The sequence below is a fragment of the Mesorhizobium sp. M1006 genome (assembly GCF_040318825.1).
Classification (GTDB): domain Bacteria; phylum Pseudomonadota; class Alphaproteobacteria; order Rhizobiales; family Rhizobiaceae; genus Mesorhizobium.
The window spans coordinates 115236-136998 of the sequence record NZ_JAMYMZ010000006.1 but is presented as its reverse complement, the minus strand read 5'-3'; the positions used below and the strand labels follow the sequence as shown (position 1 = coordinate 136998).

Here is a 21763-nt window from a genome sequence, read left to right as displayed (position 1 = left end):
CCCATGAACATCGATCTTTCTCGACGCGCGTTCCTGCAAACAGCAGGCGCGGGTCTCGCCGGTACTACGCTTGGAGCCCTCGGCTTCGGCGATAGCGAGGCCGCACACGCGGCGGCTATACGGCCCTTCAAGCTCGCGAACACCACCGAAACACGCAACACCTGTCCATACTGCTCGGTGGCTTGCGGCATAATCTTGTATTCGAAGGGCGATCTCAGAAAGGGCGAGCCGGCCGAGATAACCCATATCGAGGGTGACGCTGATCATCCGACCAATCGCGGCACCTTGTGCCCCAAAGGGTCGGCCCTGCTCGGATTTGTCAAGTCGCCGACCCGTCTGCAACATCCGATGATCCGCAAACCGGGCTCGGACAAGTTCGAGCCGATAAGCTGGGAAGACGCGCTCGGCCGCATCGCCCGCCTGATGAAGGACGATCGCGACAAGAACTTCGTCGCGACGAACAATGACGGCGTGACGGTCAACCGGTGGATCACCACCGGCTTCCTCGCCGCCTCGGCTTCGACCAATGAAACCGCGTTCGCGACCTACAAGGTGGTCCGCAGCGCGGGCATGCTGGTGTTCGACAACCAGGCACGTGTCTGACACGGCCCGACGGTGGCGAGTCTCGCCCCAACATTCGGCCGCGGCGCAATGACCAATTCCTGGACCGACATCAAGAACACGGATCTCGTCGTCATCATGGGCGGCAATGCCGCGGAAGCGCATCCTTGCGGCTTCAAATGGGTCACAGAGGCGAAGGCCAACCGCGGCGCCAAGCTCATCGTCATCGACCCGCGCTTTACGCGCTCGGCTTCGGTGTCGGATCTTTACGCGCCGATCCGCCAGGGAACGGACATCGCCTTCCTGCTCGGGCTGATGAACTACTGCATCCAGAACGATAAGGTGCAATGGGACTATCTGAAGGCCTTCACCAACGCGACGTATGTCGTCAAGGAGGGCTTCACCTATCAGGACGGCCTCTTCTCCGGCTATAACGAGGCGAAGCGAGACTATGACAAGTCCAGTTGGGACTATGACATAGGCACGGACGGCTTTGCCGTTGTCGACGCGACATTGGCCAATCCCCGCTGCGTCTGGAATCTGCTCAAGAAGCATGTCGCGGTCTACACGCCGGAGATGGTCGAGCGCATCTGCGGCACACCGAAGGACCGGTTCCTGAAGGTGGCCGCGATGGTCGCCGAGACGTCGTCTCCGACCAAGGCGATGACCTCGATGTACGCGCTCGGCTGGACCCAGCACTCGAAGGGCTCGCAGAACATCCGCGCCATGGCGATGCTGCAGCTTGTTCTCGGCAATATTGGTATACGCGGCGGCGGCATGAACGCGCTTCGCGGTCACTCCAACATCCAGGGGCTGACCGACCTCGGGCTGATGTCGAACCTGCTGCCCGGTTATCTGACGCTGCCGACTGAGAAGGAGGTCGATCTGGCAGCCTACATGTCGACCCGGGGCTTCAAGCCGCTCCGGCCGAACCAGATGAGCTACTGGCAGAACTACAGGAAGTTCTTCGTAAGCTTCCAAAAGTCAATGTGGGGCAACGAGGCAACGCCGGAGAACGGCTTCGCCTACGACTACCTGCCGAAGCTCGACCTGCCGGGCTACGATCTGCTGCGGGCTTTCGAGCTGATGCACCAGGGCAAGATGAACGGCTATTTCTGCCAGGGCTTCAACCCGCTACAGGCAGCTCCGAACAAGAAGAAGGTGATCGAGTCCCTCTCGAAGCTCAAATACCTCGTCATCATGGATCCGTTGGACACGGAGACGGGCCGGTTCTGGGAGAACCACGGGCCGTATAACGATGTCGATCCGTCGCAGATTCAGACGGAAGTCTACCAGCTTCCCTCCACCTGCTTCGCCGAGGACGACGGCTCGCTGGTCAATTCGGGGCGCTGGCTGCAGTGGCATTGGGCCGGCGGCACGCCCCCCGGCGAGGCCAAACGCGATACCTGGATCATGGCGCAGCTCTATCTGCGCCTGAAGGAGCTCTACACCAAGGAAGGCGGCGCCTTCGCGGATCCGATCGTCAAGCTCAATTGGCCTTATGCCGATCCCGGCGATCCGAAGGCCGAGGAGCTTGCCCAGGAGATCAATGGCAGGGCGCTCGCCAGGGTAACCGACACGGCCGACCCGACAAAGGTGCTGGCCGAGGCCGGAAAGCTCTTGCCGGGCTTCGCCGCGCTGCGCGACGACGGCTCCACCTCCTGCGGCTGCTGGATCTATTCCGGCTGCTTCAACGAAAACGGCAACAACATGGCCAGGCGGGACACCACCGATCCTGACGAAACCGGCGCCTATTCCAAATGGGCGTTCTCATGGCCCGCCAACCGCCGCATTCTCTACAACAGGGCGTCGGCTGACCTCACCGGAAAGCCTTGGGATCCAAGCCGCAAGGTGATTGAATGGGACGGCACGAAATGGTCGGGCTACGATGTCCCCGACATCTTGCCAACGGCAAAGCCCGATCAAGTAGGCCCGTTCATCATGAATCCGGAAGGCGTCTCGCGCCTCTTCACCCGGGGCATGATGCGCGACGGACCATTCCCTGCGCATTACGAGCCATTCGAGTCGCCCATCGCGAACCCGATAGCTCCCAAAGTTCGCGGCAACCCCGCAGCGCGGGTGTTCGAAGGCGATATGGCCCAGTTCGCCGAATCGGCTTCGCAGGAGTTCCCCTACGCGGCGACCTCCTACCGACTGACCGAGCATTTCCACTTCTGGACCAAGCACGTCATCACCAATGCGGTGATGCAGCCGGAGTTTTTCGTGGAAATTTCGGAACAGCTTGCGGCCGAGAAGGGCATCACCAAAGGCGGCTGGGTGCGCGTCTGGTCGAAGCGCGGTTCCGTTGTGGCGAAGGCCATGGTGACCAAGCGGATCAGGCCGCTCACCTGCGATGGCAAGACCGTCCACATCGTCGGAATACCATTGCACTGGGGCTTCACGGGAGCGGCGAAGAAAGGCTTTGGCCCGAACATGCTCACCCCCTTTGTCGGTGACGCCAACATCGAGACGCCGGAATACAAGGCGTTCCTTGTCAATATCGAGCCCATCGCCGGGCCGGTAGCGTAGGGGGAGTAGGCGATGTTTCCTCCACTTCCAAATCCTGCGACGACGGATACCGCACCGCGTTTTTCCGACAAGGACCTCATCCGCCGCTCTGCCTCGACGGTTCCCGCGCCCGAGCAGCAATTGACGGAAGTCGCCAAGCTCATCGATGTTTCGAAATGCATCGGCTGCAAGGCGTGCCAGACGGCCTGCATCGAGTGGAACGACACGCATCCGGAGATCGGCTTCAATGCCGGCGTCTATGAGAATCCTGCCGATCTGACGCCGGACATGTTCACGCTGATGCGCTACAGCGAATGGGACAATCCCGAGACGAACGAACTCGAATGGCTGATCCGCAAGGATGGCTGTATGCATTGCGCTGACCCGGGCTGCCTCAAGGCTTGTCCGGCGCCAGGCGCCATAGTGCAGTATTCGAACGGCATCGTCGATTTCGTCCATGAGAACTGCATCGGCTGCGGCTATTGCATCAAGGGTTGCCCGTTCAACATTCCGCGCATCTCCAAAGTCGATCACACGGCCTACAAATGCACGCTCTGCTCCGACCGCGTGGCTGTCGGCCAGGGACCAGCCTGCGCCAAGGCCTGCCCGACCCAGGCGATCGTGTTCGGCACAAAAGACGAGATGAAACAGCACGCCGACGGCCGCATCAAGGACCTGAAATCGCGCGGCTATTCGAATGCCGGCCTCTACGATCCGCCCGGCGTCGGAGGGACGCATGTGATGTATGTGCTGCACCATGCCGACCAGCCGGAACTCTATTCTGGTCTGCCGAAGGAGCCGAAGATCAGTCCGCTCGTGGAGGCCTGGAAGGGCGTGACCAAATATGCCGGCCTCACCATTCTCGGCGTGGCCGCCGGCGTCGGCCTGCTTCACCATCTGGTGATGGGACCGAACAGGGTCTCCGAGGCGGATGAGGAGCATGCCGAAGAGCTGACGGAAGGCGATACCGATGGCCGCATATGACGTGAAGCCGAACGAGCAGGTACATCCCGGCAAGCCAGTCATCGTGGACCGCTACACGGTGAGCGCGCGGATCAACCATTGGATCACGGCGGCCAGCCTGATCCTGCTCGCCTTGTCCGGCCTTGCCATGTTTCACCCGAGCCTGTTCTTCCTGTCGGGGTTGTTTGGCGGCGGCCAGTTCACGCGCTTCATTCACCCATGGATCGGCGTCTTGCTCTTCTTCAGCTTCCTTGGGCTTTTCCTTCGGTTCTGGAAGGCCAACTTGTGGAGGCCCGAGGACGGAACGTGGCTCGCCCGTTTCCGTGACGTATTGTCCAATCACGAGGACAACGTCCCCGACGTCGGCAAGTACAATGCCGGCCAGAAGCTCGTCTTCTGGTCAATGTCGATCCTCATCATCATCCTGATTTCGAGCGGCATTGTCATCTGGCAACAATATTTCGCCGCTTACACCACGATCGGCCAGCAGCGGGTGGCGCTGCTTGTCCATTCGATCGCTGCCGTGGCGATCATCGGCGTCTGGATTATCCATTTCTACTCGGCCATCTGGGTACGCGGCACAATTCCCGCCATGACGCGCGGACGGGTGACCGGCGGCTGGGCTTGGCGGCATCATCGCAAATGGCTGCGTGAACTGATCGCAGGCAAACCGGACGGACGTTCGGGATCGAATCCTGCCGAATGAGCGGGTATTTGTTTTTACGCAATTCCGGACGGAAAACCGTTATACACTTTTCGGTGGAATTGCTCTGGAGCAGTATCAAGCCGACCACGTGGCCCGTGAGGTTCGTGAGGTTGAAATGCCAAGGCAACAAGATCCGTCACGCCCTGACCCGACTGTAATCGGCGAGGTCTCGGCCCCACCCTTTGCGCGCCTGCCTGATCCGCGGACGTTGTTCATTCGCCGCTCCGAGCGATTGAATGTGTTGGCGGATGACCACCAGCTCGGCCCCTATCTCCGCTTCCTCTCTGCACTGACGGATGCGCAGCACCGCATCCAGGATGGCTTGCCGGATGTCAAATTGCCGACCGCGGAGGCGCGCGAGCGCGCACGAACCTTCGGTATGCCGCCGCTCGATCGCAACCAATTCACTTCGGATGCCACCCTTGGAATGACGCTCGGCCGCCTGTTCGAAGTGGCAGCCACGATCAAAAAACCCGAGGCGGCCGCAGCCGCCTTGGACGGGCTGGCGAATATCGATGCGTCCGGGGTCGAATCCATGGTGCGCAATGTGCTCACCGATGCGATCCCAATGAACGCGCTTGCCGAGCATGTCTATGTCGCGGCCGCGCTGCAGGTTCACTTCGCCCGCCTCGCGGCATGTCTCGACAGCTCGACGCTGGTTCCGGTTGCCGACGGCGCCTGTCCGGCCTGCGGTGGGCCGCCCGTATCCTCGATCATCGTCGGCTGGCACGGCGCACACGGGGCGCGGTTCTGCGCCTGCGCGCTGTGTGGAACATTGTGGAACCACGTCCGTATCAAATGTACGCTGTGCGGCTCGACCAAGGGAATAGGCTATCAGGAAATCGAGGGAGGCCCTGGCACGGTCAAAGCCGAGACCTGCGATGCATGCGGCTGCTATGTAAAGATCCTGTACCAGCACAAGGATCCGGCTCTCGATCCGGTCGCCGACGACGTGGCGACGCTCGGCCTCGACCTGCTCGTCCGCGAGGGTGGCCATCGCCGCGGATCGTTCAATCCGTTCCTTGTTGGCTATTGATACGATGACCCCTTCATCCGCAAACCCTTTGCGCAATCTTCCGTCGGTCGACCAAGTGCTGAGGACCCCGCTGGCGGCGGCCGCAATCGAGCGCTTCGGACGGCAGGCCGCGACGGAGGCCATTCGCCGAGCCGTCGCCGATGCACGAATGGCCTCCCGCAATGCCGGAGCCATCGTGCCGGAGGCAAACGATCTTGCCGGCGACGCGCTCGTGCAGCTCAAGGACGGCGAACGCTCTTCCCTGCGCCCCGTTTTCAACCTGACCGGAACGGTGCTGCATACCAATCTCGGACGAGCCCTCCTCGCGAAAGAGGCGGTCGAGGCTGTTCGGCTGGCGATGCGCGAAGCGGTGGCTCTCGAATTCGATGTCGAGAAAGGCGAGCGCGGCGAACGGGACGATCATCTTCGATCGCTGGTTTGCGAGCTGACCGGAGCCGAGGATGCAACCGTCGTCAACAACAACGCGGCTGCCGTCCTTCTCGTCCTCAACACGCTGGCGCTCGGTCGCGAAGCGATCGTTTCGCGAGGCGAGTTGATCGAGATCGGCGGCTCTTTCCGGATGCCCGAGATCATGACGCGCGCTGGCGCCAGGGTTGTCGAGGTCGGCACCACCAATCGCACGCATCGCAAAGACTATGTCGCGGCGATCGGCCCGGAGACCGGGCTCATCCTCAAGGTGCACACATCGAACTACCGGATCGAAGGATTCACGGCCGAGATCCGGGCACCCGAGCTCGCTTCAATCGCCAACGCGCATGGCATACCGCTGGTCCATGATCTCGGTTCGGGCACGCTGGTCGATCTAGCCCGCTACGGCCTTGGGCGCGAGCCGACCGTGCGCGAGGCGGTCGCCGACGGCGCCGATCTCGTCACATTCTCCGGCGACAAGCTGCTTGGCGGTCCGCAGGCGGGGTTCATCGTCGGCCGCAGGGACCTGCTCGCAGCGATCCGCCGCAACCCGATGAAGCGGGCGCTCAGGGTGGACAAGCTTCGTTTGGCAGCGCTCAAGGCGACGTTGAAGCTCTACCGCGACCCCGACCGCCTGGCCGAGCGCCTGCCGACGCTAAGGCTGCTCTCGCGCTCGGTGAGGGAGATTGCAGCCCAGGCAAAGCGCCTTGCTCCCCTGGTTGCTGACGCCGTGGGCGAAGCCTTTGCGGTCGACACGGTGGAGTGCCGGAGCCAAGTCGGATCCGGCGCGCTGCCGCTCGAAACTATGCCAAGCGCCGGGCTTGCACTCAAGCCGCGCTCAGGGAGCGGCCGGGCGCTCGAAGCGCTTGCGGCTGCGCTGCGTGGGCTGGACGTCCCCGTGATCGGGCGCATCGAAAACCAGGCGCTCGTGCTCGATTTCCGCTGCCTGGAAGACGAGGCGAACTTCGTCGCCAATCTGGCCGGCTTAAATCCGGGAGGAACCGATGCGCTGGCTTGACCGCCGTGCGCGCCGCCCAGCCGAGACGCCTGTGGCCGCACGCATGACCGAGGCCCTCGAAGCCGCGCGGCGAGGCGATCATGCCGTGGCTCTCTCCGTATGGGAGCCGCTGGCTCACCAGGGCGTTGCCCGCGCTCAGAACAATATCGGCGCCTGCTTCGCCGCAGGGCTCGGCGTCGAGCGTGATGCGGATATGGCCTTTCGCTGGCTGGCGCTCGCCGCCGAGGCAGGGGATCCTGTCGGGCAAAGGAACTTGGCGTCGCTCTATTTCCGCGGCGAAGGCGTCGAGCAGGACTTTCGCCGGGCGGCCGAGCTCTATCGGGCCGCAGCGGAAACTGGCGACGGACCGGCGCAGGATATGCTGAGCTGGATGCTGCTGGAGGGCGAAGTGATGGCTCCCGATGTCGGCGAGGCGCGACGTTGGGCGCTTGCCGCGGCCGATCAAGGCATCGCATCCGCGATGACCCGGATCGGCATGCTTTATCACAATGCGCTCGGCGTGCCGCGCGATCCGGACGAGGCTGTCCGCTGGTGGCGCCGTGCTGCCGTGCGAGGAGACGCCGAAGGGCAGGCAATGCTCGGTGCCGCCTGTCATCTTGGCACGGGCGTGCCGGCTGACGCGGTCGAGGCGCTGGTTTGGCTCCTGCGTGCCCAGGCAGGCGGCAGCGCCCTTGCCAGCCGCTATCTGGCTGCGGTGCGCGCCGAATTGAGCGCGGGCGATGCCGCCGAGGCCGAGCGTCGCGCCGCCGCGCCGTGGCCGGAGGCCGCATCATCATGATCGTTGGCACGGCGGGACATGTCGACCATGGCAAAACTGCGCTGGTGTATGCGCTGACCGGTATAGACACCGATCGTTTGCAGGAGGAAAAGACACGCGGCATGACGATCGATCTCGGCTTCGCCTATTTGCCCGTGCCGGGTGGGGATAGCATCGGTTTCGTCGATGTTCCCGGGCACGAGCGTTTCGTACACACGATGCTCGCCGGCGCCAGCGGCATCGACTTCGTGTTGCTCGTGGTGGCCGCCGACGACGGCGTCATGCCGCAAACCCGGGAGCATCTCGCCATCATCGACCTGCTCGGTGTCAAGCGCGGCGCCGTCCTGCTCACGAAATGCGACCTGGCCGATCCAGAGCGCCGCACTGCGGTGGCGAACGATATCCGCTCGGTGCTTGCCGGGACGATGCTTGCCGAGGCCCGCCTGATTCCCGTCTCGGTCGTTACAGGCGAAGGTATCGATGAACTCAGGTATCTCTTGTTCGAGGAGGCGTCTCATCTTGCCCGGCGTGCAGTTTCGGGCCGTTTTCGACTAGCGGTGGACCGCTCGTTCACGCTGCGCGGCGTGGGCACCGTCGTGACGGGCACAGTGCTTTCGGGTTCTCTCGGTACTGGGGACAACGTGGTCGTAAGCCCGTCGGGATTGCTTGCGCGGGTTCGATCGATCCACGCCCAGAACCGGCCGGCTGAACGTGGTCGGGCGGGAGACCGCTGCGCGCTCAATCTGACCGGCGAAAGGGTTTTCAAGGAGGCGATCCGGCGCGGCGACGTAGTTGTCGATCCGAAGCTTCACGCGCCGTCGGACCGGATCAATGCAAGCCTTCGCGTTCTGCCGGGTGAACGCAAGCCGATCGGCCAATGGTTTCCGGTGCGGCTCCACCATGCCGCGACGGAGGTGGGGGCACGCATTGTACTCCTCGGAGACGAACCGATCCGGCCTGGCGGCACGGCCAATGTTCAATTGGTGCTGGACAGTCCGATCGCGGCCGCTGCCGGCGACGTTTACGTGGTGCGCGACACCTCCGCGCAGCGAACCATCGGCGGCGGACATTTTCTCGATCTGCGGGCGCCCAGCCGCAAACGCCGCGCGCCGGAACGGCTGGTCCAACTCGATGCCCATGCGCTATTGGCGCCCGAACTGGCCGCCGCCGCACTCCTTGATGCGCCGCCCCACTATTTCGACCTGAAGGCTTTCGCGCGCGACAGGGCGCTCAGTGACTGCGAGACGGGAGGCCTGATCGATCAACTCGGGCTTGTCCGTTTTGCCGTCGGAGAAATGCTTCTCGTGCTGTCGCCAGAGCGCTGGTTGCGATTCAAGCGCGACTTGGCCGCGACCCTGGAGACCTTCCATGCCGACAATCCGGATTTGCCGGGCGTAGGAATGGAGAGACTGCGTATTGGGCTTGATCCACGTCTGCCGGCCCCCTCTTTCATAGCAGTTCTGCGGAGCCTTTCGCACGCTGGAGAAGTTGCCTTGGACGGCGCCTGGGTGCGGCTGCCCGGTCATGAGGCGCACCTGACGGCAAAGGATGAAACTCTCTGGCTGCAGATCCAGCCCCTCATCGGCGGACCCGAACGATTCCATCCGCCGAGAGTGTGGGATATTGCCGAGGTGCTGGCCGCGCCGGAGACGCAAATCCGGCGGCTTCTGAAGCTTGCCGGCCGCATGGGGAAGGTCCACGAGGTCGCTCATGATCACTTCTTCCAGCGCCAGGCGTTGGCGCAGATCCTCGAGATCGCGCGCGACCTGGCTGCGTCGATGCCCACAGGCGAGTTCACCGCTGCTCAATTTCGCGATCGCGTGGGCAGCGGACGCAAGGTCGCCATCCATATCCTCGAATTTCTCGATCGGCACGGCGTGACGCTGCGGCGGGGAGACTTGCGCCGTCTGAACAGGCGCAGGCTGGACCTGTTCCGCCTGGCAGGCGAGGGTGAGCCGCCGATGGCGCAAATTTCTGGAGGAGCATCGTCCCCGGTGGGGCGTCCGGACTTCAAATCCGGGAGGGGCCGCGAGTCGGTCTCTGGTGGGTTCGACTCCCACTCTCTTCCGCCATCCTAGTGAGCCAAGATGAATCCGACGGCTTCCTTTCTCAATGACCTGAAGACGACGGCTGAGACCGCCAGGACAACCGAGGCAAGCTTCAGGCGACAAGCGGCCAATCAGATCGCGGTTCTGGAACAGGAGCGCGCTTTCGCCTTCAGGCGGCTCAACCTCATGCAGGCGATCTCGGACGCCGTGGCCTCAGCCGAAAGTGAGGAGATCGCCGTGGCCAGCGCTTTGGCCGTCCTGCGCTTGCGACTCGGCTGGAATGCGGACAGCGAGGCGCGCACGGAAGCGATCACGCATTTTGGCCCCGTCGCGCTTGCGTTGTTCCAGGCTGCGAAGCTGCTCGAGCACGAATCCGCCACCAATATCGGCGAGGCCCTTGCGATTTTTGAGCATTGGTACTCCGAATCCCGGGGATCGTCGTTCTGGTTGCTATTCGAGCACCAGATCGTGGACACGCCGCTGGTCGACTTTTGACCGACGGACTTTTCGGCATACCCGGATGTGAAAGCAGAGAGCGCAACGTCGCTTTATTACCGACGACACGATGCGGTAGCCGGCGCTTCGGTCACCGCCGCAAGCAGCTGCTTTGGGGGCGGACGCCGGAAGGCGTTCACTCCCATGACATAGGAGCCATATCGCATCATCGACAAGGCGCGCGAGCAAGGCATCAACTTCATTGACACCGCCGAAGTCTACCACAACGGCAAGTCCGAGGAAGTCGTCGGTCGCTGCATCAAGGCGACGCGCGATCATTGGGTCGTGGCGACCAAGTTCGTCAACTCGCACGACAAGGGGCCTAATCTCGGCGGCCATTCGCGCAAATGGGTGATCCAGACGGTCGAGAACAGCCTGCGGCGCCCCTGATCGGCGCAACAGGCGGCGGTCAACGCCACGCTGTGGTGATCGAGCATCAGCTTCGCCCCCTGTTCGGCTTTTACTTGGCACTGACGGTGCCAAGCGCCGTCTATGGCAGTGACAGCGACTTTTCCGACGGGAAGCTCACGGACCCGCAGGTTCTGGCACGGGCCGGGCAGGCGGTGGACCAGTTCGCCACCCTGGTTTCGGCACGGCAGCCGAAGCGCCAACAGGTCAGTCTGGCCTCAGCCTAAGGGGCAGCGAGTCGTAGACGTCCCTGGTCCTTAGGTTCGCCAGACCATACGAGAGAATGCGAAGGAAATGGGTTTGGCGAACCCTCCGGTAACGTATTGATTTCCCAATAGGGAACGTTGACCCCGCAGGTCGAAGGGTCGCATTTGTTCGCATCGTTCGCGCGTTGGAAGCGATGTTAGCATGCAGGCGAGGCATGACGAAAACGGGGGAGGGTCTCATGAGTTTCGATGATATCGATCTCAACTTGCTGAGAGTGTTCGACGTGATGATGCGTGAAAGGAGCGTAACGCGCGCAGCTGCCGAATTGGGAAGAACACAATCAGCTGTAAGTCATTCCCTATCAAAACTTCGGTATTTATTGCAGGACGAATTGTTCACGAGAGATGGAGGCGAGATGCGGCCAACGCCTCGGGCGGTTGAGCTGCTGTCGGATATTTCTGCCGCGCTGGCGATTATCCGCGCATCGATCGACCGGCATCAGATCTTCAATCCAGCAACGACGCGACGCAACTTTCGCGTGGGACTCACTGACTATCACGCCATGATATTCATCCCAGGGCTCATACGGGAATTTTCGAGGCAAGCGCCTGGCGCGACGCTGAACGTCATTCCCGCAAACGGACCCGAAATCGGTTCATCGGTCTATTTGAGACAAGTCGACTGTGCGCTGACGGGAGCGGCAATACGCGACGACCCAGGTCTCTTGAAGGTGGAGCTTGGCCAGGATCAATTGTTTTGCGCGGTGTGGAGTGGAAGCAAGATCGCCAGGAACGCAATGACACTGGAAACATATTTGGCCAGTTCTCACCTGCAGATTTCCGCAGATGGTCTGGCAGAAGGCCTCGCGGATGCCGCCCTCAAGCAGCATGGTCTCCGGCGCAATGTCGTTGCGACCATCTCGAATTATCTGGTGCTGCCCTGGGCGCTTCGCGGCACTGAACTGATTACCCATTGCGGCGATGCCATCCTGCAAATTCTGGACGAGAGGAGTGAGGTGACGTTGGTCCCGCCGCCCCTTGCCATATCGAATGTGAATGCCTGGCTCATTGTTCACCGCCAGATGGCGAATGACCCGGGTACCAAATGGCTCCGGGAAATAATCATGAGCATCTACAACGAGTCGCGGACCGAGAGAGACCAAGGGTCAACCGTCGGAGCACCGGGGTTGGCTGCACCATAGGTCGCGCGCGCCGTCGCTCATTCGATTAGCCCGCCCCAAGCAAACTAGCCCGATCAGCACTCAAGCTCCCTTTCACCCGAGAGCGAGCGCCTCCTCAATTATGAATGACGCTCATTTTCGCAATGAGAACAGTCAATTTGACGAATAGTCATACCTGAGGCCACATTCCCTTCAACAAAAACAGGGGAATACCGAAATGGGATCGATGTTCAAGGGCTTTCTTGCCCTCGCTATCGCGTGCACTGCCTTCTCGGCGTGGTCCGCAACCCTCGACAATGTCAAAAAGAATGGAGTGCTGACGTGTGGCACAAATTCGGCCACGGCTGGCTTCAGCCTTCCCGATAACGAAGGCAAATGGACCGGATTTGTGGTCGACTATTGTCGCGCCGTGGCCGCTGCCGTGCTCGGGGATGCGCAAAAGGTTAAGTTCATCCCATTGACGCCAAAAGATCGCTTCACCGCCTTGCAGTCGGGGGAGATCGACATTCTTGCACACAACGCAACATGGACATCGTCGCGCGATACGTCTCTCGGCATACTTTTTGCGGGGACGTACTTCTATGACGGTCAGGGATTTATGGTGCGCAAGGCGGACAACATCACATCAGCCAAGGGGCTCGAGGGCGCATCGATTTGCGTCACCCAAGGCACCACGACCGAGTTGAACCTTGCCGACTATTTTCGCTCGCAGTCGATCAAGTACACTACGGTTGGTTTCGCCGACGAGGAAGCTGTCGTGAAGGCTTACGAGGAGGGGCGTTGCGACGTCCTGTCGGCGGACACCTCTACCTTGAACGCATCGCGGCTTCGCATGGCCAAGCCGGACGACAGCATTGTTCTTCCCGAACTGATCTCCAAGGAGCCGCTTGGCCCGGCAGTGCGGCAGGGAGACGACCAGTGGTTCAATGTGGCGAAGTGGACGCTTTACGTCATGGTGGCCTCCGAAGAATACGGGGTCACCTCCAAAAACGTTGATGCGATGAAGTCGTCGGACAATCCCAGCATCCGCCGTCTGCTTGGCGTGGAAGGCAGCATCGGCAAGGACATCGGGCTCGGCGACGACTGGCCGGTCGAGGTGATCAAACAGGTCGGGAACTACGGCGAAGTGTTTGATCGGAATGTCGGCAAGGACTCCCCGCTGAAAATGGAGCGCGGCATGAACGCGCTCTGGAACAAAGGCGGCGTTCAGTACGCTCCGCCGATTCGCTAGGCAAAGCATGGTTGCAAGGCGCTGGCGCGTTACCGCCAGCGCCTTGCACAGATCCCGATAGGAACACGCCATGTCCGATTTGTCGCTTCCAGCGCCCTCGCGCAGGAGCCTATCGCTGCACGATACGAAAGTGCGCGGCGTTTTCTACCAGCTCTTGCTCGCAGGTTGCCTGTTGGCTTTGGCCCTGGGCATCGGCATGCAGACCGCATCGAATATGCGGGTCCGGGGGATTCCGCTCTCATTCGATTTTTGGGGTGAGGCTGCCGGCTTCGACATCAATCAAACCCTGATACCGTACGATGCACTATCCACCTACGGTCAGGCGTTCTGGGTGGGAGTGGTCAACACCCTCTACGTCAGCTTCCTCGCAATCTTGCTGGCCACCTTGCTTGGCTTCGTCATCGGCGTTGCCCGCCTCTCGCCGAACTGGATCGTTTCGAAGGTGGCGACCGCCTATGTCGAGCTTGTGCGCAATGTCCCGTTATTGCTGCAGCTGCTGTTCTGGTACAACGCCGTCCTCAAGCCGTTGCCTTCCCCGAAGGCGTCCATCGCCATCCCCGGCGGCATCTATCTCAACAATCGCGGCCTCATCATTCCGGAGATCCAGTGGCATCCGGGGGCGGGGCTTGTGGGCCTGGCATTGGTAGCGGCCGTTTTCTGCTGCATTGCATTCTGGTTCCGCGCCAAGAGTGTCCAGAAACGAACTGGCAAGCAGCTGCCGGTATTTTTGGTCAGCCTGGCGACCTTGATAGGATTTCCGCTGATCGTGTTCCTGGCGGCTGGCGAGCCGGTCTCGTTTTTCGCGCCGCAGCTGCGGGGTTTCAACTTTCAAGGCGGACATCAACTCTATCCAGAGTTTGCCGCTCTCCTGATCGGTCTGTCGGTCTACACCGGATCCTACATCGCCGAGATCGTCCGGAGTGGAATCCAGGCAGTGCCAAAGGGCCAGAGCGAGGCTGCGTATGCGCTGGGGCTGGCGCCGGGCAAGACGCTTCGCCTTGTCGTTGTTCCGCAGGCGCTGCGTATTATCATCCCGCCTTTGACAAGCCAGTATCTCAATCTAATCAAGAACTCGTCGCTTGCGGTGTTCATCGGCTATCCCGACCTCGTTCAGATCTTTGCCGGGACGGTACTCAACCAGACCGGCGCCGCCGTCCAGGTCATGGCGATCACCTTGTCCGTCTATCTCGTTATCTCCCTTGCCACGTCGTTGGCCATGAACGCGTGTAACCGACATTTTGCGATCGTCGAGAGGTGACGCATGAGCGATCAGTCCATGCATTCGCCAGTTGTCAGCAGCGCGCTCATACCAGCGATGGCGCCCCCCGCTGACGTTTGGCCGGGTCCAGTGACCTGGATGAAAAAGAATCTGTTTTCGACGCCGTCTTCAGGCGCGCTGACAATATGCTTTCTCCTCTTCGCCGTGTGGCTGCTGCGTCACTTTCTGAGCTTTGCGATCTTCGACGCGGTCTGGAGCGGCGGTCGCGAGGCTTGCCGCACGAACAGCCAAGGAGCTTGCTGGCCTTTCATTGCCGAGAAGTTCGACTACCTGCGATACGGCGCGTACCCGGCTTCCGAGCGGTGGCGCGTTGATCTCGCACAAGCTATCGGCGCCATCCTCATCGTTTGGCTCCTGTGGACGAAGGCTCCGCGGCGCAAAGTGGCGGCGTTGCTATTCTTCCTTGTCTACCCCGTTGCCGCGTTCGTTCTGGTTCGCGGGGTCGCCTGGCTCCATTTGTCTGTCATCGATACGACGCTCTGGGGCGGTCTCCTGATCACGTTGCTGATGTCGATTGTGGGCATCGTCTTCTCGCTTCCGATCGGGGTTATCCTGGCGCTTGGACGCAGGTCCGAACTCCCTTTCGTCAAGGCGGTTTGCGTCACATTCATCGAAGTCGTCCGGGGGGTGCCGTTTATCACGGTATTGTTCATGGCGAACTTCATGATGCCGCTCTTCGTCCCGGACTATCTGACGCCTGATCGTCTCCTGCGCCCGCTCATGGCGATAGCGCTGTTCTCGTCCGCCTATATGGCCGAAGTTGTGAGGGCCGGCCTTCAGGCGATCCCGAAGGGCCAATACGAGGCGGCGAAGGCGCTTGGGATCAGCTACTTCGACATAATGCGCCTGATCGTCCTCCCCCAGGCGTTGACGATCGTCATACCGAGCATCGTCTCCACCTTCATCGGTCTGTTCAAAGACACGACTCTGGTCGCCATCGTCGGCATCGCGGATTTCCTGAAAGCCATCGAAACGGCGCGCATCGATCCGAACTGGGCAGGCCCGACGATCTCATCAACCGGCTACCTCTTTGCGGGACTGGTCTACTGGGGCTTTTGCTTCGGCATGTCCCGTTACTCGCAATCGATGGAGCGCCAATTGGCGCGCGGCCACAAATCTTAGGACGCGACGATGATGCCACAACCAATGTACGCATCGACGAAGGGACAGCCCTTCAACAAGGCGATGGCCATTGAACTGCGTGACGTCAACAAATGGTTCGGTTCATACCATGCGCTCAGGAACATCAACCTGTCGGTGCCACAGGGGCAGCGCATTGTGATCTGCGGCCCCTCGGGGTCGGGCAAATCGACGATGATCCGGTGCGTCAACCATCTCGAGAAGCATCAGTCGGGCGAGATCATCGTCGACGGCAAAGCGGTGACCGGGGATCTGCGCAAGAGCGACGAAGTTCGCAGCAACGTCGGCATGGTTTTCCAGCACTTCAATCTGTTTCCCCATCTTACGGTGCTTGAGAATTGCACCCTTGCGCCGGTGTGGGTGAGAAACATGCCGCGGATGGCGGCCGAGGAATTGGCGCGCCATTATCTGGAGCGCGTCAGAATTGCGGAAAAGGCGGACAGCTACCCGGGTCAGCTGTCGGGTGGCCAGCAGCAACGTGCTGCAATTGCCCGGGCTCTCTGCATGAACCCGAAGATCGTGCTCTTCGACGAGCCAACCTCTGCCCTCGATCCGGAGATGGTCAAGGAGGTGCTCGACACGATGGTGTCGCTCGCCAGCGAGGGCATGACGATGCTGTGCGTGACGCATGAGATGGGCTTCGCACGGGAGGTGGCCGATCGCGTGGTGTTCATGGACTGCGGGGAGATCGTCGCGACCAACACGCCCCATCAGTTCTTCACCAACTCTAGGTCGGAACGGGCGCGGCAGTTTCTGGCGCAAATCCTCAAGTAGGGCCGTCCGCAGAGGCAAAGCGGCCGCGGCCGTGGCAATAGATTTTTTCAGGTGATTATCACATGGCTTGTGCAGACACGCCCGCATCGGCGGTTGGGCAACGAAATATTCCGAGAATTGAGTTCGACCAAATCCACGACCGCCAGCAATTCGGATCCGTCAAATGGGCCAACCAGTGGGACGAGTTCTCTCCTCAGGTGCAAGGCCAGGACCTGCTGTCCCTATGGACGGCGGATATGGATTTCCGTGCTCCGGAAACCGTCATCGCGCGGCTGCGCGAGGCCGCGGACCATGGCATTTACGGCTACACACGCCGCGATCCGCGCCACTATGAGATCGTGCAATCGTGGTTCACACGCCGGCACAACTGGTCGCCGATGCTGGAGACCCTGCTCCCCGCGCCGGCGATCATGCCGTCGGTCGCTGCGATACTGCGAACCTTCACGAAGCCTGGTGACGGCATCATCGTTCAGTCACCCGTATACTCGCCCTATTTCGAAGTGGTTCAGGGAAATGGCCGGATTCTGCTCACGAACCAGCTGAGGCTGCAAAACAACAGGTATGAACTCGATCTGGAAGACTTCGAGAAACTGGCGGCCGGCGGCGCCAAGGTGTTCCTGCTGTGCAATCCTCACAATCCTGCCGGAATGGCCTGGACACTCGAAGAATTGACAGCGCTGAACGACATTTGTGAGCGCCATGGGATTTTGGTCATATCCGACGACATTCACTGCGACATAAGGTTGTCGGACCACCCGCACATCGTCTTCTCCTCCATCTCGGACGATGCCGCGGAGAAGTCGTTCATCTGCACCGCTCCGACGAAGACTTTCAACCTCGCCGGGGTGCCTTCGGCAACCATTGCGGTGGCGAGCAAAAAGCGCCGCGAGCAGCTTCTTGCCGCGATGCAGGCCTCATTCATGGTAAATGCAAACTTTTTCGGCCGCCTGGCCCTGGAGGTTGCCTACAGCACCGGCGCGCCCTGGCTCGATCAACTCACATCCTACATCGCCAGCAACATTGATCTGGTTTGTGACTTCGCCGGCGAATACCTTCCAGGCATTACGCCCATGCGGCCCGACGCATCGTTTCTGGTGTGGTTGGACGCGTGTGCGCTCGATCGTAGAGTGGGTGGAATTCAGAAGTTCTTTGTCGATCAGGCCGGGGTCAATCTGTATGACGGCCGCGTCTATGGGCCTGGCGGCGAAGGTTTCATCCGCCTGAATGTCGGCTGCCCGCGTCCTCTGCTGCGCCGAGGGCTGGAGCGGATGTCCAGCGCGCTGGCATCCTTGTGACTGAGCGGAACCAAGCCAAGATGCCCCGAATGCGAATTGCCATCATCAATCCCAACACGACCGCTTCGATGACCAGCGGGATCGTCGCAGCCGCCATGGCGGCGCCGGATCCGGGGACGAAGATAGTGGGCATGCATGCCAACGGCTGGACCTGAAGCGATCGAAGGGCCATTTGACGGTGCACTCTCCGTAGCGGGCCTGCTCAAGCAGGTGGTCGCGGCGGACATGGACAATGTCGACGCCCGTATCATTGCCTGCTTAGACGATACGGGTCTCGACGCGGAAAGGGCCATCGCTACCAAGCCCGTCATCGGTATAGGCAAGGCTTCGCTTCATCCGTCAGCCTTGTCGCTCACAGCTTCTGTGTCGTGACCACTCTGTCGCGTTCCGCGCGACTGATTGAAGACAACATTCGCCGTTACGGGTTCTCCCGTCGCTTCCGGCGCGTTCTTGCCTCCGACATCCCGGTCCTCGAGTTGGAGAGATCTGAAAGTGGTGCCTCCGAACGAATTTCGGGGCTCATACGCGAAGGTGGAGGCATAGGCTGCTTTGGCGCCGAGCTGGAGGTGGTCTCCGACCGGTCGCCGAACTGATCACCCGGAATACACCGATGATCATGCTCGGCACGAGCGCCGGCCCAAATGCCGACGCGCAGTATTTGTTCAGCGAGGACATGCCTGGCCACACCGCTGACCACAGGCCGCGCCACGCCAAGACCTACCGCAACTTCGGCGCCGAATATGAGCGGCTGCAACGCGAGCGTATTGCCGCCTATCGCGAGCTCGTATCCGACGTGCAGACGGGCGCTTACCCGAGCCGCAGCACGTGGTCCCGATCACAGATGAAGAGTTCTCGACCTTCAGCACCTCTCTCGAACTTTAGAAAGCCAAGATACACAACAGGCTGCGAGATTCCCTTGCGGTACGCTGACCGAACGAACCTAATCTGTTTGGTCAGTTCACGACCTCGGTTCTCGCAGGTGGAGGTCAGCTATCTCCGCTCCGGACACAAAGCTCACAGGCTGCCTTCGGCCCCAAATAGCCAATACAGAACTGCAGGGCGAGCGATCAGCGCTTGTCCGCCGGCTGGCTGCTCGTCGTCGAAGGGATGCGGGCGATGACCTTGATCTCGAAATCGAAGCCCGCAAGCCAATTGACGCCCACTGCGGTCCAGTTCGGGTAGGGAGGTGCACCGATTTCTTCCGCTCGGACGGCCAGAACTGTCTCGATCTGTTCGTCCGGGTTGGTGTGGAACGTTGTGACGTCGACGACGTCGTCGAAGCTGCACCCGGCGGCCGCTAAGACCGCGCGCAGATTGGCGAAGGCCCGTCGAACCTGATCCTCGAATACGGCCTCGGGCGAGCCGTCCTCACGGCTCCCGACCTGACCCGACACGAAGAGAAGATCGCCGGACCGAATGGCTGCGGAATAGCGGTGGATATCGTATAACGCGTGCCGGTTGGCCGGGTAGACGGCGTCACGTGTAGGCATCTCAAGTTCCTTTCTGTCTTGATAAGAGGTGGGCACGAGCAGCGGGCCGGACCCGGGGGTCACAGCCGCGCCAACTCCTCGTCTGTGAAATCCGCCGCAACCGCGATGTCATTCTGCCGGTCGAGCTCCTCGATGCGTCCGCCGAGTGCCTTGCGGATGCCGGCATAGGCCTCGGCACCGAGCACCAGCCGTTTCGGGAGCGGAGCATCCTGATCGGCAAGCCTGATCATTGCGTCCGTCATGCGGTCGGGGTCGCCCTTGATCACCCATGAGACGCCCAGCGCCTCGCGGATCTGACCGGCGGGTGTTCCCTCATAGGCCGCGAGCGGCTTGGTCCGCGCGAGATTGCCGCCGAACCCGGTCCGCGCCGGCCCGGGTTCCACAAGGCTGAATTCGATGCCGAAGGGAGCAGCCTCCTGCGCCACCGATTCGACGAACCCCTCGATCCCCCACTTGGTCGCGTGATAGAGGCTGAAAGCCGGATAGGCGATCTGGCCTCCCTCGCTCGATACCTGTAGAATCCGACCACCACCCTGGCTGCGCAGATGCGGCAACGCCGCCTGGATGAGCGTGATCGAGCCGATGAGATTGGTGTCGATGATGTCCCGAACCTGCACATCGCCAGCCTCTTCAGCCGCGCCGAGCAGGCCATAGCCAGCATTGCTGATGACGATGTCGATCCGAGCGGATGCCGCGAAGGCCCGGTCGACCGCGGCGCGGACCGAGCTCTGGTCCTTGAGGTCCATTGCGACGATGCGGAGCCGTTCGGGGTAACTTGCACGCAAGTCGGGAAGTGCGTCCTCGCTGCGGCTGGCACCGACGACGCGGTCTCCCCTGATCAGGGTCTTCTCCGCCAGCAGCCGGCCTAGACCAGAAGACACACCCGTATGAGCCAGGTCTTTTCCATTTCTCATTTCTCCAATTGATGCAGGCAGGAGATAGGGCAATCGCATTGCGCGCATTAGCCGTTGAAATCGGCATGGGACAATGCAAAATCCCCATCAATGCCCCGCCCGTCGCTCAACGATCTCACCGCCTTCGTCGCCGTTGCCACACACCGTAGCTTCCGCCGCGCAGCGGACGAGATCGGCACGGCACCTTCCACATTGAGCCATGCGATGCGTGCGCTCGAGGAACGCATGGGCGTGCGACTTCTGAACCGCACCACACGCAGCGTCTCGCCGACAGAAGCCGGGTTCCGGTTGCTCGACCGTCTTCAGCCGGCGCTCGCCTCGCTGGACGAGGCACTCGACAGCGTCGCGGGGTTCCGGGGCAATGTCGCAGGAACGGTCCGCATCAACGCACCGCGATTAGTGGCCGGGCTTCTCGTTCGCTGGGTCCTTCCGCAGATGGCGAAGCGCCATCCGGACGTGACCGTGGACATCGTCGTCGAGGGGCGGCTCATCGATATCGTGTCCAGCGGGTTCGATGCCGGCGTACGCCTCATCACATCGATTCCCAAAGACATGATCGCCGTGCCGTTTGCACACGCGTTGACGTTCATCTGTATCGCGTCGCCCGCCTATCTCGATCGCTTCGGGGAGCCGGGAACGCCCGAGGAATTGCAACGCCACCATTGCATCGGCCACCGTATGCCCAGCGGAAAGCTCTATCGATGGGAGTTCGAACGCGCAGGCCAGGAACTGGTGATCGGGGCAAACGGCCCCATCGTCCTTGATGACGAGGAACTAATGGTCGAAGCCGCAATAGAGGGTCTGGGCATCGCCTATGTGGCGGATTGGGCCGCCGAAGCGGCGTTGTCCGATGGCCGGCTACGCAAGGTCCTGACCGCGTGGACGCCAGCACCGGAAGAAGTTGCGGTCTACTACCCCGGACATCGAGCCGTGCCGCCCGCCCTGCGGGCTTTTCTCGATGTTGTAAAGGACCTGCGGAAGAAAGAACCCTAACCAGATCAACGAAGCCGACGCCCTCGCGCGGAACAGCCGCAGCGGGGCGAAGCGAACAGCTGAAGATCGCGGTCCTGCTCTGACCCAGCTCGCGTCGCATGAGTTCGAGCAACTATTCGAGCGAGAGCTTCTCGCGGGGGCGCAAATTCCTCGATCGGGGCTAGTTTCCCGACATGAGGCAGGTCACCGTTAAACGTAGGGTCCAATCACTACCTTCCCGTGACCTTCCGAACGTCTGCAAACGAGCAGGGCCGCGCCGCTTTTCTGGGAGCTGTGAAAACGGCCTGGGGCGGGTACCAAGCGTGCGATTCACTAGTTGCAGCTAACGTGGTGGAGGCATTCGCGGCCAGTT

19 protein-coding genes, 1 tRNA gene and 3 pseudogenes are annotated in these 21763 nt (G+C 61.4%); 21 read left to right on the top strand and 2 right to left on the bottom strand.

The annotated features are described in order from the left end of the window. Positions 1-3: 3 nt before the first annotated feature. The 20 genes and pseudogenes from fdnG to NKH60_RS07760 all read left to right on the top strand — a co-directional run bounded on the left by fdnG (position 4) and on the right by NKH60_RS07760 (position 19134). A complete protein-coding gene (fdnG, locus tag NKH60_RS07855) occupies positions 4-3090 on the top strand; it encodes a formate dehydrogenase-N subunit alpha (RefSeq protein ID WP_352871728.1) in 3087 nt (1028 codons plus the stop codon). 12 nt (positions 3091-3102) lie between these two features. Then, positions 3103-4053, top strand: coding sequence for a formate dehydrogenase subunit beta (fdxH, locus tag NKH60_RS07850; RefSeq protein ID WP_352871726.1), 951 nt, complete (start codon positions 3103-3105; stop codon positions 4051-4053). After that, the gene (locus NKH60_RS07845) at positions 4040-4738 is read left to right on the top strand and encodes a formate dehydrogenase subunit gamma (RefSeq protein ID WP_352451684.1); all 699 of its coding nucleotides are present in this window, start codon (positions 4040-4042) and stop codon (positions 4736-4738) included. The genes fdxH and NKH60_RS07845 overlap by 14 nt, the downstream gene beginning before the upstream one ends. Before the next feature lie 115 nt (positions 4739-4853). Next, positions 4854-5774 carry a formate dehydrogenase accessory protein FdhE gene (gene fdhE / locus NKH60_RS07840; RefSeq protein WP_352871724.1) on the top strand — a complete coding sequence of 307 codons (921 nt, stop codon included), beginning with the start codon at positions 4854-4856 and terminating at the stop codon, positions 5772-5774. Between the two features lie 4 nt (positions 5775-5778). After that, positions 5779-7200 (top strand): L-seryl-tRNA(Sec) selenium transferase, encoded by a 1422-nt coding sequence (gene selA, locus NKH60_RS07835; RefSeq protein ID WP_352871722.1) that lies wholly within the window; start codon positions 5779-5781, stop codon positions 7198-7200. Next, positions 7187-7978 (top strand): tetratricopeptide repeat protein, encoded by a 792-nt coding sequence (locus NKH60_RS07830; RefSeq protein WP_352871720.1) that lies wholly within the window; start codon positions 7187-7189, stop codon positions 7976-7978. Before selA ends, NKH60_RS07830 begins: the two co-directional genes overlap by 14 nt. Beyond that, a pseudogene (selB, locus tag NKH60_RS07825) lies at positions 7975-9810 on the top strand (selenocysteine-specific translation elongation factor); the annotation flags it as partial. The gene NKH60_RS07830 and the pseudogene selB, both read left to right, overlap by 4 nt. A 123-nt stretch (positions 9811-9933) precedes the next feature. Continuing rightward, positions 9934-10029: transfer RNA gene (locus NKH60_RS07820), tRNA-Sec, on the top strand. Between the two features lie 162 nt (positions 10030-10191). Next, entirely contained in the window at positions 10192-10500 is a 309-nt protein-coding gene (locus NKH60_RS07815; protein ID WP_352871718.1) for a hypothetical protein, read from the top strand. A 159-nt stretch (positions 10501-10659) separates the two neighbouring features. Then, positions 10660-10884, top strand: a pseudogene (locus NKH60_RS07810) (aldo/keto reductase); the annotation flags it as partial. Further along, positions 10848-11135, top strand: coding sequence for an NADPH-dependent FMN reductase family protein (locus NKH60_RS07805; RefSeq protein ID WP_352871716.1), 288 nt, complete (start codon positions 10848-10850; stop codon positions 11133-11135). The pseudogene NKH60_RS07810 and the gene NKH60_RS07805, both read left to right, overlap by 37 nt. Positions 11136-11353: 218 nt before the next feature. After that, the gene (locus NKH60_RS07800) at positions 11354-12316 is read left to right on the top strand and encodes a LysR family transcriptional regulator (protein WP_352475066.1); all 963 of its coding nucleotides are present in this window, start codon (positions 11354-11356) and stop codon (positions 12314-12316) included. Positions 12317-12512: 196 nt separating this feature from the next. Further along, positions 12513-13526: an amino acid ABC transporter substrate-binding protein gene (locus NKH60_RS07795; RefSeq protein ID WP_502907736.1), complete on the top strand. Its 1014-nt coding sequence runs from the start codon at positions 12513-12515 to the stop codon at positions 13524-13526. Between the two features lie 70 nt (positions 13527-13596). Further along, positions 13597-14784, top strand: coding sequence for an amino acid ABC transporter permease (locus NKH60_RS07790; protein WP_352871714.1), 1188 nt, complete (start codon positions 13597-13599; stop codon positions 14782-14784). Between the two features lie 3 nt (positions 14785-14787). Beyond that, positions 14788-15927, top strand: coding sequence for an amino acid ABC transporter permease (locus NKH60_RS07785; RefSeq protein ID WP_352871712.1), 1140 nt, complete (start codon positions 14788-14790; stop codon positions 15925-15927). Between the two features lie 12 nt (positions 15928-15939). Continuing rightward, positions 15940-16719, top strand: a complete 780-nt coding sequence (locus NKH60_RS07780) for an amino acid ABC transporter ATP-binding protein (RefSeq protein ID WP_502907739.1) — start codon at positions 15940-15942, stop codon at positions 16717-16719. A 62-nt stretch (positions 16720-16781) separates the two neighbouring features. Beyond that, on the top strand, positions 16782-18014 hold the full coding sequence (locus NKH60_RS07775) for a MalY/PatB family protein (protein ID WP_352871708.1): 1233 nt from the start codon (positions 16782-16784) through the stop codon (positions 18012-18014). A gap of 29 nt (positions 18015-18043) precedes the next feature. After that, positions 18044-18169, top strand: a complete 126-nt coding sequence (locus NKH60_RS07770; RefSeq protein WP_352871706.1) for a hypothetical protein — start codon at positions 18044-18046, stop codon at positions 18167-18169. After that, entirely contained in the window at positions 18150-18386 is a 237-nt protein-coding gene (locus tag NKH60_RS07765) for an aspartate/glutamate racemase family protein (RefSeq protein WP_352871704.1), read from the top strand. Before NKH60_RS07770 ends, NKH60_RS07765 begins: the two co-directional genes overlap by 20 nt. A 238-nt stretch (positions 18387-18624) precedes the next feature. Next, positions 18625-19134, top strand: coding sequence for a hypothetical protein (locus NKH60_RS07760; protein WP_352871702.1), 510 nt, complete (start codon positions 18625-18627; stop codon positions 19132-19134). Here NKH60_RS07760 and NKH60_RS07755 read toward each other — a convergent pair. Further along, positions 19082-19504 carry a RidA family protein gene (locus NKH60_RS07755; RefSeq protein ID WP_352871700.1) on the bottom strand — a complete coding sequence of 141 codons (423 nt, stop codon included), beginning with the start codon at positions 19502-19504 and terminating at the stop codon, positions 19082-19084. The two genes, NKH60_RS07760 and NKH60_RS07755, sit on opposite strands and share 53 nt — an antisense overlap. A 59-nt stretch (positions 19505-19563) precedes the next feature. Then, positions 19564-20411: pseudogene (locus tag NKH60_RS07750) on the bottom strand (SDR family oxidoreductase). 97 nt (positions 20412-20508) lie between these two features. Here NKH60_RS07750 and NKH60_RS07745 point away from each other — a divergent pair. Beyond that, positions 20509-21411 carry a LysR family transcriptional regulator gene (locus NKH60_RS07745; protein WP_352871891.1) on the top strand — a complete coding sequence of 301 codons (903 nt, stop codon included), beginning with the start codon at positions 20509-20511 and terminating at the stop codon, positions 21409-21411. Positions 21412-21763 lie beyond the last annotated feature (352 nt).

Bases quoted from the DNA above. Each gene is read 5' to 3' on its own strand.
- fdxH (WP_352871726.1), top strand. From the start codon at position 3,103: ATGTTTCCTCCACTTCCAAATCCTGCGACGACGGATACCGCACCGCGT.
- NKH60_RS07845 (WP_352451684.1), top strand. From the start codon at position 4,040: ATGGCCGCATATGACGTGAAGCCGAACGAGCAGGTACATCCCGGCAAG.
- fdhE (WP_352871724.1), top strand. From the start codon at position 4,854: ATGCCAAGGCAACAAGATCCGTCACGCCCTGACCCGACTGTAATCGGC.
- selA (WP_352871722.1), top strand. From the start codon at position 5,779: ATGACCCCTTCATCCGCAAACCCTTTGCGCAATCTTCCGTCGGTCGAC.
- NKH60_RS07830 (WP_352871720.1), top strand. From the start codon at position 7,187: ATGCGCTGGCTTGACCGCCGTGCGCGCCGCCCAGCCGAGACGCCTGTG.
- NKH60_RS07815 (WP_352871718.1), top strand. From the start codon at position 10,192: ATGCAGGCGATCTCGGACGCCGTGGCCTCAGCCGAAAGTGAGGAGATC.
- NKH60_RS07805 (WP_352871716.1), top strand. From the start codon at position 10,848: ATGGGTGATCCAGACGGTCGAGAACAGCCTGCGGCGCCCCTGATCGGC.
- NKH60_RS07800 (WP_352475066.1), top strand. From the start codon at position 11,354: ATGAGTTTCGATGATATCGATCTCAACTTGCTGAGAGTGTTCGACGTG.
- NKH60_RS07795 (WP_502907736.1), top strand. From the start codon at position 12,513: ATGGGATCGATGTTCAAGGGCTTTCTTGCCCTCGCTATCGCGTGCACT.
- NKH60_RS07790 (WP_352871714.1), top strand. From the start codon at position 13,597: ATGTCCGATTTGTCGCTTCCAGCGCCCTCGCGCAGGAGCCTATCGCTG.
- NKH60_RS07785 (WP_352871712.1), top strand. From the start codon at position 14,788: ATGAGCGATCAGTCCATGCATTCGCCAGTTGTCAGCAGCGCGCTCATA.
- NKH60_RS07780 (WP_502907739.1), top strand. From the start codon at position 15,940: ATGCCACAACCAATGTACGCATCGACGAAGGGACAGCCCTTCAACAAG.
- NKH60_RS07775 (WP_352871708.1), top strand. From the start codon at position 16,782: ATGGCTTGTGCAGACACGCCCGCATCGGCGGTTGGGCAACGAAATATT.
- NKH60_RS07770 (WP_352871706.1), top strand. From the start codon at position 18,044: ATGCGAATTGCCATCATCAATCCCAACACGACCGCTTCGATGACCAGC.
- NKH60_RS07765 (WP_352871704.1), top strand. From the start codon at position 18,150: ATGCCAACGGCTGGACCTGAAGCGATCGAAGGGCCATTTGACGGTGCA.
- NKH60_RS07760 (WP_352871702.1), top strand. From the start codon at position 18,625: ATGATCATGCTCGGCACGAGCGCCGGCCCAAATGCCGACGCGCAGTAT.
- NKH60_RS07755 (WP_352871700.1), bottom strand. From the start codon at position 19,504: ATGCCTACACGTGACGCCGTCTACCCGGCCAACCGGCACGCGTTATAC.
- NKH60_RS07745 (WP_352871891.1), top strand. From the start codon at position 20,509: ATGCCCCGCCCGTCGCTCAACGATCTCACCGCCTTCGTCGCCGTTGCC.